Origin of the sequence: Flavobacterium degerlachei (genome assembly GCF_900106645.1) — a bacterium.
Taxonomy (GTDB): Bacteria; Bacteroidota; Bacteroidia; order Flavobacteriales; family Flavobacteriaceae; genus Flavobacterium; species Flavobacterium degerlachei.
Window position 1 is genome coordinate 195,851 of the sequence record NZ_FNMV01000005.1, and the last position, 13,536, is coordinate 209,386.

Consider the following 13,536-nt stretch of genomic DNA (forward strand, 5'->3'; position numbering starts at 1 on the left):
TGAGATTAATCAATAAATAAATTGGTTAATGTTAACGTTAATTATATATTTGCTCGGTTAAAAAAAAATAATATAATGCCTACTTTTGGTTTTTTAGATTTAAATCATTGTCAGGTTGAATGTTACGGGTTGGAAAAATAAATAAATATTAAATAATTAATTTTTAGTAATAATGCAGAATAAAGGACTTATTAAATTTTTCGCAATTCTATTTGCATTGGTAAGTATTTACCAGCTTTCTTTCACATTTGTGTCAAGCAAAATAAAAGATGACGCTAAATCTTTCTCCGGAGGAAATCCAGAAAAAGAAGCGAGATATTTAGATTCTATTGGTAAAGAAAAAGTGTATAACTTAGGATTTACAGATTTTACTTTTGATGAAGTAACAGACAAGCAAATTAATAAAGGTCTTGACTTGGAAGGTGGTATCAATGTGATATTACAAATTTCAGTAAAGGACATATTAAAAGGATTATCTAATAATTCTAAAAACCCTGTTTTTAATAAGTCTTTAGCGGATGCAACTGCAAATCAAAAAGGAAATCAAACTTATATAGATGCTTTCTTTGAAGCTTTTGAAGCTAATTCTAAAGGAACCGTTAAATTGGCATCTCCTGATATTTTTGCTAACAGAAGTTTGCAAGGCGAAGGTGGAGTTGATTTTCAAATGACTGACTCGCAAGTTCAAAAAGTTATCAAAAGAAAAGTTGATGAATCTGTGGAAAGTGCATTTGGCGTTTTGAGAAAACGTATTGACAAATTTGGTGTAGCTCAACCTAATATTCAAAAACTAGGGGAATCTGGACAAATCCTTGTTGAACTTCCTGGTGCTAAAGATGTAGATAGAATAAAAAAATTATTACAAAGTACTGCTCAGTTAGAGTTTTGGGAAACGTATAAGATTGATGAAATGGGTAGCTTTTTAGTAGCCGCAAATGAATCATTGAAAAAAACTGTAGTAAATACAGTAGAATCTAAGCCAGTAGTGAAAGACTCATTGAGTGCTTTATTAACTGACGGAAAGGATTCTTCTGCAACTAAAAAAGGTAATAATCCTTTATTTGACAAAATTCTTGCTCAAGGTGGTGGACCAGTTCTAGGACTTTTCTCTCCAAAAGATACAGCTACAATAAATGGATACCTAAAAAGATCTGATATTAGAGTTTTATTGCCTGCAGAGCAGCGTTATGCTAAATTTGTTTGGGGTAAACTAACCACAATACAAGATGATAAAGCAAAAGATATTGAAGCTGTTGAATTATATGCTTTAAAAGGGAATAGAGATAATGTACCTGCAATGGGTGGTGGTGTAGTTAGTGATGCTAAAGATACTTTTGACCAATTAGGTAAGCCAGCCGTTTCTATGCAAATGGATGGACAAGGTGCAAAAGCTTGGGAAGAATTGACTGGAAAAGCATATACTCAAAAAAGTAACATTGCTATCGTTCTTGATAATATTGTTTACTCTGCTCCAGGAGTTTCAACTGGGCCCATTTCAGGAGGAAGATCTGAAATTTCAGGATCGTTTGACGTAACAGAAACTAAAGATTTAGCTAACGTTTTAAGAGCTGGTAAACTTCCTGCTTCTGCTGATATTATTCAGTCTGAAGTTGTAGGACCATCCTTAGGTCAAGAAGCGATTGACAATGGTACAACTTCTGCAATTGTTGGAATGCTATTAGTATCTCTTTGGATGATGGTTTACTACGGTAAAGCGGGTTGGTATGCTAACGTAGCTTTAGCGGTTAACTTATTATTCTTATTTGGTATTTTAGCAAGTTTAGGTGCTGTTCTTACTTTGCCTGGTATTGCCGGTATTGTGTTAACAATGGGTACTGCGGTCGATGCGAATATTATTATCTATGAAAGAGCAAAGGAAGAATTGCGTGAAGGTAAAACGCTAGAAGAAGCTGTTAAAGCATCTTATAGTTGGACTGGAGCTATGCGTTCAATCGTAGATGCTAACGTTACACACATATTGACTGGAGCTGTATTGTTCATTTTTGGTTCTGGACCAATTAAAGGATTTGCTACTACTTTATTAATTGGTATCATAACCTCTTTATTTACTTCTATTTTTATCGCAAGAATATTTATTGATTGGAGTATAAGAAAAAATAGTAATATGTCATTTGTGACAGGATTTTCTAAAAACTTCTTTACAAACTTTAATTTTGATTTCTTACGTTTTAAAAAATGGGCATATTTATTCTCTGCAATTGTAGTTGTAATAAGTATTGTGTCATTGGCAACTAATAAACTAGATCAAGGTGTTGATTTTGTTGGAGGAAGAACTTTTCAAGTTCGTTTTGAAAAACCAGTTGAAGCAGAAGTAGTGAAAGAAGAATTGACAAAAGTCTTTGGAAGCGCAGAAGCTAAAATATTTGGTGATGATAATCAACTTAAGATTACTACTAAATATAAAGTAGAAGAACACGGAATTGAAGCTGATCAAGAAGTGAATAAGTTGATGTTCGAAAGTTTAAAAAATCATTTTTCTGCTGGATTGACATATGAAAAATTTGTAAATCCTTATGAAGGTAAGAAATTCGGAATTGTGCAAGCCTCAAAAGTAGGACCTACAGTTGCTGAAGATATCAAAACTAACGCTTACTGGGCTGTACTTGGAGCTATGGCGATTGTATTTTTATACCTAATGATTAGTTTTAGAAAATGGCAATATAGTTTAGGTGCGATTGCTGCGGTAGCGCATGACGTAATATTTGTTTTGGGAATTTATTCTTTATGTTACAAGTTTATGCCATTCGGAATGGAAATCGATCAACATTTTATTGCTGCAATTCTTACTGTAATAGGTTATTCTATGAATGATACAGTAATTGTATTTGATAGAGTTCGTGAATTCTTAGATGGTAAAACAAAAGGTACATTTTCTGAAATTGTAAATAAATCGATTAATTCAACTATGTCAAGAACAATTAATACTTCAGCGACAATGATCGTTGTGTTATTGATCATGTTCATTTTTGGAGGGGAGTCAATTAGAGGATTTATATTTGCGATGCTTATAGGTATTATTGTTGGAACTTACTCTTCATTATTTATTGCTACACCAGTATTGGTTGACACAATTTCTAGAGAAGATAAAAAGTTAATCGAGAAGCAACATCAAGAAAGCTAAGATATACTTAACATATTTTAAAAGGCCCGACGTAAGTTGGGCCTTTTTTTTGTTTTGGCTTTTTGTTTCTATCAATTTTAAATTGACTAATTTTAATAGAAGTATTTGGTTACCTACTTTTTCTAAAATAAGTCTAATCATGAGTACAAATACACGCTTTACTTTATTCTTATTGCTTATCATTTCTGCTGTTCATGCGCAGGATGTAGAGCATAGTAATTCGGTTGGTGTGTATTATGGCTTTGGGAATGATATCAAAAACAAAGATTACAGCTATAATAGTCATTATTTTAAATTACAATTTTGTACAGTACTAAAAGAATCTAAAAAAATGAAATATGAATTGCTGGTCCAGCCGCAAGTTGACTTTGTGGAGCATCAGCTTTTAAATTTGTATTATATTAAGGAAGATGTTGCAAATTACCAGGAAAAAAGGTTAGAATATGGCAGGTTGAAAAACATTAAAAATTATAGTTTAAATTTCGGATTGGTTGCTTCTAGGTCTTTGAGTGAAAGATTTAGTGTTTTTATGTTGGCGAGCATAGGACCTATGGTGACTGATACGGAGACGGAAAGACTTTCTAAAGGATTTGCCTTTTCGACTGTGTTGTCTTTAGGATTTTCGTTTAAAATTCACACTTCAATTTTCGAATTTAGACCTAATTTTGGGCATTTATCGAATGCTGGACTGCAACAGTTGAATAATGGGTTTAATTCGGTAAACTTAGAACTTGGTTTGAATGTGCCGTTGTAGTTATTTCTTTTAGGTAATTTTGGTCGTTAGTTTTTGGCATTAATGTAACGAGAAGTTTATTGTAAGGAGCGCAGTTTTAGGAAGTGTATGGCTTTTTTTTTGGGATATATAATTCTTGAATAGTTCAACAATATCTAATTTTTTAGTTTATAAAGTTGTGTAATTTTATATATTTACTGGAATTGATTTAATGAGCTTTTTATGTTTGCTCAAATTTAAAATTAACGAATAATGAAAAAAAGAATCAGGTCATTAGCTTATTTGTTTTTAATTGCGTTTTTATCCCATATTTCTATCTTCGCGCATACGACAATCGGTAGATTAAGGCTTGAATCAAATATTAAAGATAAGGATTGTTTGATGTTGCTTTCTACAGATAAATCTGCTACTGAGAATAAAGATTTTGCTCCGCTAGCACCTACTGTCATTTCTCCAATCTATTTATGTCAAAATAGTGTCGCAACTGCATTAACTGCTACGGCGTCAACTGGTGCCACTTTAATTTGGTATGGAATTGCTGCAACTGTGGGTACTGGAAGCCCAATAGCGCCTATTCCGTCAACAACTAATATTGGTCAAACGAAATACTATGTAAGTCAGTCTGACGGCACTGGCGAGAGTGCTAGAGCTGAAATCGTGGTTAATGTGGTTGCTGATAATGGAAGTGCTATTCTTAATTTGAGATGTGATCCCACTCAAATTGCTGCTGCAGATAAAAATAGTAGTGTTTTTTTTGATTGGTCAAATACTCCTGGTTTGCCTAATCAATATACCTATAGTTATTCTGTTGAAGGTGGACCCGCAGTAACCGGTACAACTGGCCCTACTAATTTACAGGTTTTTAGTTTATTACCAGGTCAATCAGTTACCTTGACGGTTTGGCATACGACATATCCTTGTGATCGTTCTGAATTTACTTGTGTTGTTCCTTGTGGGACTGCTACTGTAACGCCTAATTTTGCTGCTATAGCTGCAATTTGTGCTGGTTCAATTCCTCCAGTATTAGGTCCAATGTCTCCCAATAATATTTCTGGAACTTGGTCACCTGCAATAGTAAGTAATACAGCGACTGGAAATTATATTTTTACGCCAAATTCTGTTTTGTTTCCTTGTGCTACGACACAAACATTAACAGTTACTGTGATGCCGTTAGCAACTCCTGTTTTTGCGACTGTTCCATCAACTATATGTCAGAATGCAACAGCACCCATTTTACCAATAAGTTCTACGAATGCTACTCCTATAAGTGGTACTTGGAGTCCAGCCACGGTTAATACTAGTACTTCAGGACCTGCAAATTATGTTTTTACTGCTAATCCTGGCCAATGTGTGGCAAGTCCAACTACAACATTTACTATAACTGTTAATCAAAATGTAATACCAACTTTTACCGCTGTGCCTGCTATTTGTTCTGGAGCTACTTTGTCACCTTTGCCAACAACATCTACCAATGGTATTACGGGTAACTGGAGTCCTTCATTAAACAATACCGCCACTACAACTTATACTTTTAGCCCTACTGTAGGACAATGTGCAACGACGACAACGATGACTATTACGGTTAGACCAAATGGTACGCCAACATTTACAGCGGTTGCTGCAATTTGTACAGGTGCTCCTTTGTTGCCTTTACCTACGACTTCTAATAATGGATATACAGGTACTTGGTCACCAGCGTTAGATAATACGAACACAACAACTTATACTTTTACACCTGATTCAGGTCAATGTGCAGCAACATCTGTATTAACAATTACAGTTAATCAATTAAGGACACCGATTTTTTCGAGTATTCCCACAACCGTTTGTGAGAATTCAGTAGCTCCAACCTTACCTTTAAGTTCCTCAAATACGTCGGCGATTACTGGAACTTGGAGTCCCGCAATTGTAAACACTGCTGTTGTAGGTACAGCTGATTATATTTTTACTCCGGACAACGGACAATGTAGTGATGAATTAACAGTGTCCATTAGGGTTGATCCATCCAATACTTTAGTTGATTTTTCTTGGACGGTTACCGAAGCTTTTTCCGAAAATCAAGTGATTACTGTTGCGGCAACGGGAGCTGGAGATTATTTATATCAACTAGATGATGGCCCTTTTCAGCAGAGTCCTATTTTTGAGTATTTGTCTCCGGGCTATCATTCAGTTACTGTGCAAGATATAACAGGCTGTAGTGCTTCGATAACCAAAAATGATGTTCTAGTAATAGGTTACCCTAAATTTTTTACCCCAAATAATGATGGATATAATGATTATTGGAATGTCTCTACTTTAGTTGATAAATTAGGTTCCAAGATTCAAATATTTGATCGTTACGGTAAGCTTTTAAAAGAGATTGACCCAAACAGTAATGGTTGGAACGGAACTTATAATGGACGACCTCTACCCGCAACTGATTATTGGTTTGTGGTTGACTATCCTGAAGATGGTATAATTAAAAAGTTTAGATCGCACTTTTCATTAAAAAGATAACACAAAAAAAGCTCCCGTCATTACGGGAGCTTTTTTGTGTGTAATAAAATCTAAAATACTTATATTTTAACTGGTTTTTCGGCTGTAAAAACAAAATAAAGACCAATTAATATGAAAGGGATACTAAGCCATTGTCCTGTGGAAAGTAGACCGAGTGCGCTTTCAAAACCACCTTGGCTTTCTTTGACAAATTCTACAACGATACGCACAGAGAATAACATTACTAGAAAAAGTCCAAATAAGAATCCTGATTTTTGTCTTGCTTCTGTTTTCCAATACAAGAAAAATAATATGGTAAACACAAAAACATAACAAAATGCCTCATACAATTGAGCGGGATGTTTTGCAGGGACCTGTGCTAATAAGTTAGCAAACTGTGGATTGGTAGCAATGGCATTGTAGGCCTCTTGTGGGTTAGGTATTTGGGTAGCGTTTACAGCGTCATTAGGACTAAAATGATCGCGAATGAATTTTATTCCGAAAGCTGAACTAGTCTCTTTTCCTACTATTTCGGAATTAAAAAAGTTACCTAATCTTACAAAGATAGCACCACTTGCTACAGCGATTACTACGCGATCCAAAATCCATAACAACGGTCTTTTTAATACTTTTTTACTGTAGTAGTACATGGCTATTATGATCGAAATTGCAGCGCCATGACTTGCTAATCCTTGAAATCCAGTAAACTCCCAACCTGAAATAAATCCAAATAAAGTACCGTTAATATTTTCTCTGATTGGTAAGAATATTTCTAATAAGTGATTGCGAAAGTATTCCCAGTCATAAAAAAGAACATGTCCCAAGCGGGCTCCAAGCAATGTAGCAAGGACGGTCCAGATAAATAGTGAATCTAACTTTTCGATAGATTCATTTTCGCGTTCATATATGTTTTTCATTATATACCAACCCAATCCAAAAGAAACTACAAACATAAGGCTGTAGAATCTAATTATAAAAAAACCTAAATCAAATCCTTCTGAAGGGTTCCAAACTATATTTAAAGCGTGTGTCATTATTTTTTATTTGATGTAAAAATACATTTTTTGTTAAGAATTTCGGTATGAAATTTCTGTTAAAGAATAGTAACAGCATCTAACACTATTGTGAATGTCACTAATTATGGCTGCATTTCTTTTTAGGAACAGGATCGTAGCCTGTTTTTCCCCAAGGATTACAACTCACTATTCTTTTTAAACCTAAAAATCCGCCATAAAATAAACCGTGAACTTTTAGTGCTTCGACCATATAGGAAGAGCAAGTAGGTTCAAATCGGCAAGAGGCGGGTGTCAATGGCGATATAATAAGCTGATAGATACGAACCAGTACTAAAAAAGGAAATATCAGTATTTTATTCAGCATTTAATCTTTTTTTTAATTTGTCCTAAAGAGTAGTTATACACTAAAAGTGGTTCCCTCTTTACCGTCTTTCAATTGTATTCCAAAAGAGATTAATTGGTCTCTGATTTGGTCAGAAAGAGCAAAATTCTTGTCGGCTCTCGCTTGATTTCGCATACTAATAAGCATATTTACCACACCTTCTAACTTATCATTCGAGCTATCTGAAGTCTTTTCGTCTTCCAGTCCTAATACATCAAACGCAAAAGCATTCATTGCTTGAGAGAAAATTTCCAAATCCTCAGAAGTCAAGTTTTCCTTTCCGTCATTTATTAAGTTGATATAACGAACACCTTCAAATAGTTGTGCTATTAAAATGGGTGTGTTGAAATCGTCGTTCATAGCATCATAGCAAGATTGTTTCCAAGCTGCGATATCAAGCGTGCTCTTTGAAGCTGTAGGTAGTTGTTTAAGAACTTCCAGTGCTTCCATCAATCGTTTGTATCCTTTTTCTGCTGCAACAATTGCATCATCTGAGAAGTCAAGAATACTTCTGTAATGTGCCTGAAGCATGAAAAATCGAGCTACAGAAGCTGAAAATGCTTTGCTTAATATTGAATTTTCACCTGTTAAGATTTCTCTAGGTAAAATGTTGTTCCCAGTAGATTTAGCCATTTTCTTGCCATTCAATGTCAGCATGTTGGCATGCATCCAGTAATTAACTGGTGTTTGCCCGGTACAAGCTTCATTTTGTGCAATTTCACATTCGTGATGAGGAAATTTTAAATCCATTCCGCCACCATGAATATCAAAATGGTTGCCCAAATATTTTGTGCTCATTGCCGTACATTCTAAATGCCAACCAGGGAAACCGTCGCTCCAAGGCGAAGGCCAACGCATAATATGCTGTGGCTCTGCCTTTTTCCACAGGGCAAAATCTTGCGGGTTTCTTTTGTCAGATTGACCGTCAAGATCTCGAGTATTGGCAAGCATGTCTTCGATGTTTCGACCGCTTAATCTTCCGTAATGGTTTGTTTCATTAAATTTAACCACATCAAAATAGATAGAGCCGTTGGCTTCGTACCCAATTCCGCTTGCAATTATTTTTTTTATAATCTCAATTTGCTCAATAATGTGTCCTGTGGCTGTAGGTTCAATACTTGGAGGCAAAAAATTAAAAGCTTTCAAAATTTCGTGAAAATCAACGGTGTACCTTTGTACAACTTCCATTGGTTCCAATTGTTCTAAACGTGCTTTTTTGGCAATTTTATCCTCACCATCCTCAGCATCATCCACAATATGTCCCACATCAGTAATATTCCTTACATAACGTACTTTATATTCTAAGTGCAGGAGATATCTGAAAATAATATCAAAAGACATGAAAGTCCTAACATTTCCAAGGTGTACATTGCTGTAAACTGTAGGTCCACAAACATACATACCAATATTCCCTTCATGAATAGGTTTAAATGTTTCTTTTTCTCCTGAAAGAGAGTTGTATATTTTTAGAGTCTGAGTATTATATAGAGGCATTTAATTTTTTTTTTAGGAGCTAGTTCCTGCTTTTCGCTGCAATCTTTTTGTTTAAAAAAAACAAAAAGGATTTTTACTTCAATCAGGGCTATGGAGTTGTTTATTAGTAAAACAACCTTTCTAGAATTTTGTTTCTAATTTGATGTAATCCAAAAATTCTCTACGAGCTTGAGGGTCTTTAAATTTTCCGCCAAATTCAGAGGTTACCGTACTGCTTTCTATATCGCTAATTCCTCTTGAATTTACGCAAAGGTGTTTTGCATCAATTACACAAGCCACATCTTCTGTACCTAATGCTTCTTGTAATTCTTGAACTATTTGCATTGTCAGTCTCTCTTGAACCTGAGGTCTTTTAGAATAGTATTCTACGATACGATTCATTTTTGAAAGACCAATTACTCTACCATTAGAGATATAAGCTACATGAGCTCTTCCTATAATAGGTAAAAGGTGGTGCTCGCAAGTAGAGTAAACGATGATGTTTTTTTCAACTAACATTTCGCCATACTTATAGTTATTGTCGAACGTTGAAGCTTTTGGCTTTCTAGCTGGGTTTAACCCTCCAAAAATTTCTTTTACAAACATTTTGGCGACACGATTTGGTGTGCCTTTCATGCTGTCATCTGTCAAGTCCATTCCTAATGTCAATAGGATGTTCTCAACATCTTTTTTTATTTTTTCAATTTTTTCGTCATCACTAATTGCAAAAGCATCGTCTCTTACAGGGTTTGTTGCACATGAACCAATATGATTTTCTCCTATTTCGTCATGAATTTCTTCATTGTGTTTCATTAAAAGCTACTATTATATAAGTGTATATTTTTAGGCTGTAAAGATAATTAATAAAAACTAAAGATTTTCTATACCTTTTAATAATTAATCAAGGTCATTTTTGGCGTGACCATCAATATAAAACGTGTACGACCAAATAAAAAAAAGGCAATAACAAATAGTGTTATTACCTTTTCTATTATTGTCATTTAACCTTATAACTGTAAGTCGACTTGTGTTAATACGAGTGCCACTGACTGTTTGTTATATTTTGACTGGTTAAATTATTTAGCGTTATAAGTTGTAATCGCTGCTTTAAGAATGTATACTGCCTGAACTAAATCTTCTTTCTTTAAGACATACGCTATTCTAACTTGATTCATTCCTACTCCTGGAGTAGAATAAAATCCAGCTGCAGGAGCTACCATTACTGTTTCTCCATCAAGATCATAGCTTTCTAATAACCAACGTGCAAAATCATCTGCATTTTCAATAGGTAGTTCTGCGATGCAGTAAAATGCCCCTTTTGGAGTAGCAACTTTTACACCTTCGATCTTATTTAATTCAGTTATCAAGGTGTCTCTACGCTCTCTGTATTCAGAGATTACGTCATCAAAATAACTTTGAGGCGTGTCAAGCGCTGCTTCACTTGCTACTTGTGCAAATGTAGGAGGACTTAATCGGGCTTGAGCAAATTTCATTGCTGTAGCCATTAGCTCTTTGTTTTTTGAAACAATACATCCAATTCTAGCACCACACATACTGTATCTTTTAGATACAGAGTCAATCATGATTGCATTTTCTTCTAATCCAGGGATATTCATTACTGAATAATGAACGTCTCCATCATAGGTGAACTCTCTGTAAACCTCATCAGCAATTAAGAACAAATCATGTTTCTTTACTAATTCAGCAAGTTGCATGATTTCCTCTTTTGAATACAAATAACCTGTTGGGTTTCCTGGATTACAAATAAGTATTGCTTTCGTTTTTGGAGTAATTAATTTCTCGAAATCTGCTATTGGAGGCAATGCAAATCCAGTATCTATAGAGGAGATAACAGGAACAACTGTAACTCCAGATGCAGTAGAGAAGCCATTGTAATTAGCATAAAATGGTTCAGGAATGATAATTTCATCTTCATGATCCATTGTACTTCCCATGGCAAAAAGCAATGCTTCAGATCCACCGGTGCTAATGATTATGTCTTCAACCTCAATAGGTAATCCTTGATTTTTATAAAATTGGGATAATTTTGTTCTGTAACTCTCGAAACCGGCTGAATGGCTGTATTCCAATACTTCAATATCGAAATTTTTTACTGCATTCATTGCGACTTCAGGTGTTTTTATATCCGGTTGACCAATGTTTAGATGGTACACTTTATTGCCTTTTTTCTTGGCTATTTCAGAGTAGGGAACTAATTTACGTATTGGAGATTCAGGCATCTTTTGACCTTTGTTCGATATTTTTGGCATGATAGTTTTATTGTTGAATTGCAAATTTGCGATTTTTTTTTCGAATTTAATACCGCTTAGGTCCCTATTTATTGTTAAATGTGCAATGTTCTTTGATATTTTTAGTAAATTTATGCAAATGATTTCCTATGAGTAAAGTCGCTTTTTTCCTTTTTCTACTCATTTATAGCTTTCCCACTTTTGCACAGGACGGGTTTCAATTTAAAAATGGGGCTAACAAAGTGAGTATTCCATTTCAGCTTATTAATAATTTGGTGTTCATCCCCTTAAATGTTAATGGAGTTGAGCTGACATTTCTATTGGATTCCGGTGTCGAAGAGACTGTGTTGTTCAGTCTGGAAGATAAAAAGGAAGTCAGTCTTAAAAATATTGAAAAAGTACGTTTAATGGGTTTGGGAAGTGAGGAAGCTATTGAAGGACTCAAATCTGAAGGTAACATACTAGATGTAAAAGGAATGAGGTCAATTAAGCATCTGTTATATATTATTTTAGACCAAGATTTTAATATGTCATCTCATGTAGGGATTCCTGTAAACGGAATTATTGGCTATCCTTTTTTTAAAGATAATTTGGTTGAAATTAATTACGATAAAAAAAAGGTGTTTTTTTATAAAGACACTAAGAAAAACAGAAAAAGGATAGAAAGAAAATATAATAAAGTTGCCATTTCTATCGAAAGAGCAAAACCTTATTTAACGAGCATGGTTGTTATAGACTCTGTAAAAGTTGCTGCTAAGTTATTAGTTGACGTAGGAAATAGTGATGCGATATGGCTTTTTGAGAATACCTCTAAGCATATATATGTACCCGAAAAGAATTTTGAGGATTATCTAGGTAAAGGATTTAGTGGTGATGTGATGGGAAACAGGGCACGAATTAATGAATTTGGAATTTCTGAGTTTAAGTTTTCTAATCCTATTGCTGCCTTTCCGGATTCCAGTTCATTGAGGCATGTCAAAATGGTTTCGGATAGAGTAGGATCTGTAGGGGGTGATATTTTAAAGCGATTTTCTGTTGTTTTCGACTATAGAAATGAGAATATGTTTTTAAGGAAAAATAAAAATTTTGATGATCCTTTTCATTATAATAGAAGTGGAATCGAAATTAGTCATATAGGGGAGGAGTGGGTACAGGAAACAGTACATCTTCAAGCTATTCCTGTTGTAGTTGATCATATGATGACAAGAAAGGATAAAACAGTTTCCAACCTTAAGTATAAATTTCAGTTAAAACCCATCTATGAAATAGCGCATCTTAGGAAAAATTCACCAGCAAAAAATAGTGGTTTGCAAAAAGGAGATATAATTAAAACAGTTAATGGTATGCAAGCCTATAAATATACATTGCAAAAATTAAATTCTCTTTTACGCTCAGAGTATGAAAAATGGATTACTATCGAGGTGGAAAGAAAAAGCCAAATTCTTAAATTTAAATTTCAACTGAAAGACATATTATGATAAAAAAAAACGCTCCTTGAAATAATTATCAAGGAGCGTCTTATATTTTACATTTTTTTAATCTAATTAGCAATTACCTCACCTTTAATTTTCAAAGGGACTCTACCATAATCATAATTAACTGCATTTGATTCTACAGTAATTGTTTTTCTAATAGGACCTGGAACTAAATTATACTTAACTTCAATCTTAGCTGTTTTACCAGGTAGAACGGAATCTTTAGGTTTAGAGATAATTGTGACGTTGCTAGTAGACTGAATCGAGAATATAACTAAGGGAGCGTCACCAGTATTTGTGAATTCAAATACACGAATGCCATTATCTTTTCCTTTTGTTATGGTCCCGAAATCAATGGTGTTGTTTTCAGCCTTGAAATCTATTTTTGCTCCGTTTTGGGCAAATCCAATACTGCTAAACAATACGACCACTATTAATGTTACGATTTTTTTCATCAGAATTTTTTTATGTTTATAAAAGTAAAGTTACTTTCTTTTAATTAAGGCACAAATTTTTATTTCGCTTTTTATAGTGTACTTAATTATTTACTTTTGTTCCCAGTATGAATTACAAAAATCAGACCAAAGTTTA

At 34.2% G+C, this 13,536-nt stretch carries 10 protein-coding genes; 4 read left to right on the forward strand and 6 right to left on the reverse strand.

The window, feature by feature from the left end; genetic code table 11:
* The first annotated feature begins 172 nt into the window (after positions 1-172).
* The 3 genes from secDF to BLV91_RS07020 all read left to right on the forward strand — a co-directional run bounded on the left by secDF (position 173) and on the right by BLV91_RS07020 (position 6,371).
* Entirely contained in the window at positions 173-3,142 is a 2,970-nt protein-coding gene (gene secDF / locus BLV91_RS07010) for a protein translocase subunit SecDF (RefSeq protein ID WP_091431148.1), read from the forward strand.
* Between the two features lie 139 nt (positions 3,143-3,281).
* Entirely contained in the window at positions 3,282-3,896 is a 615-nt protein-coding gene (locus BLV91_RS07015) for an acyloxyacyl hydrolase (protein WP_091431151.1), read from the forward strand.
* A 231-nt stretch (positions 3,897-4,127) separates the two neighbouring features.
* Positions 4,128-6,371: a T9SS type B sorting domain-containing protein gene (locus BLV91_RS07020; protein WP_091431154.1), complete on the forward strand. Its 2,244-nt coding sequence runs from the start codon at positions 4,128-4,130 to the stop codon at positions 6,369-6,371.
* Between the two features lie 59 nt (positions 6,372-6,430).
* Here BLV91_RS07020 and lgt read toward each other — a convergent pair whose 3' ends face one another.
* The 5 genes from lgt to BLV91_RS07045 all read right to left on the reverse strand — a co-directional run bounded on the left by lgt (position 6,431) and on the right by BLV91_RS07045 (position 11,491).
* Entirely contained in the window at positions 6,431-7,384 is a 954-nt protein-coding gene (gene lgt, locus BLV91_RS07025) for a prolipoprotein diacylglyceryl transferase (protein ID WP_091431157.1), read from the reverse strand.
* A 100-nt stretch (positions 7,385-7,484) separates the two neighbouring features.
* Complete coding sequence (gene yidD / locus BLV91_RS07030; RefSeq protein WP_091431159.1) at positions 7,485-7,730, reverse strand: membrane protein insertion efficiency factor YidD; 246 nt, start codon at positions 7,728-7,730, stop codon at positions 7,485-7,487.
* A gap of 33 nt (positions 7,731-7,763) precedes the next feature.
* The gene (cysS, locus tag BLV91_RS07035; protein ID WP_091431162.1) at positions 7,764-9,242 is read right to left on the reverse strand and encodes a cysteine--tRNA ligase; all 1,479 of its coding nucleotides are present in this window, start codon (positions 9,240-9,242) and stop codon (positions 7,764-7,766) included.
* A gap of 120 nt (positions 9,243-9,362) precedes the next feature.
* A complete protein-coding gene (gene folE / locus BLV91_RS07040; RefSeq protein WP_091431164.1) occupies positions 9,363-10,034 on the reverse strand; it encodes a GTP cyclohydrolase I FolE in 672 nt (223 codons plus the stop codon).
* A gap of 263 nt (positions 10,035-10,297) precedes the next feature.
* On the reverse strand, positions 10,298-11,491 hold the full coding sequence (locus tag BLV91_RS07045) for a pyridoxal phosphate-dependent aminotransferase (RefSeq protein WP_091431167.1): 1,194 nt from the start codon (positions 11,489-11,491) through the stop codon (positions 10,298-10,300).
* Between the two features lie 128 nt (positions 11,492-11,619).
* Here BLV91_RS07045 and BLV91_RS07050 point away from each other — a divergent pair, with 128 nt between their 5' ends.
* Entirely contained in the window at positions 11,620-12,948 is a 1,329-nt protein-coding gene (locus tag BLV91_RS07050; protein WP_091431168.1) for an aspartyl protease family protein, read from the forward strand.
* A gap of 62 nt (positions 12,949-13,010) precedes the next feature.
* Here the strand turns inward: BLV91_RS07050 and BLV91_RS07055 are convergent, their stop codons facing one another.
* A complete protein-coding gene (locus tag BLV91_RS07055) occupies positions 13,011-13,400 on the reverse strand; it encodes a DUF1573 domain-containing protein (RefSeq protein ID WP_091431170.1) in 390 nt (129 codons plus the stop codon).
* Between the last annotated feature and the right edge of the window lie 136 nt (positions 13,401-13,536).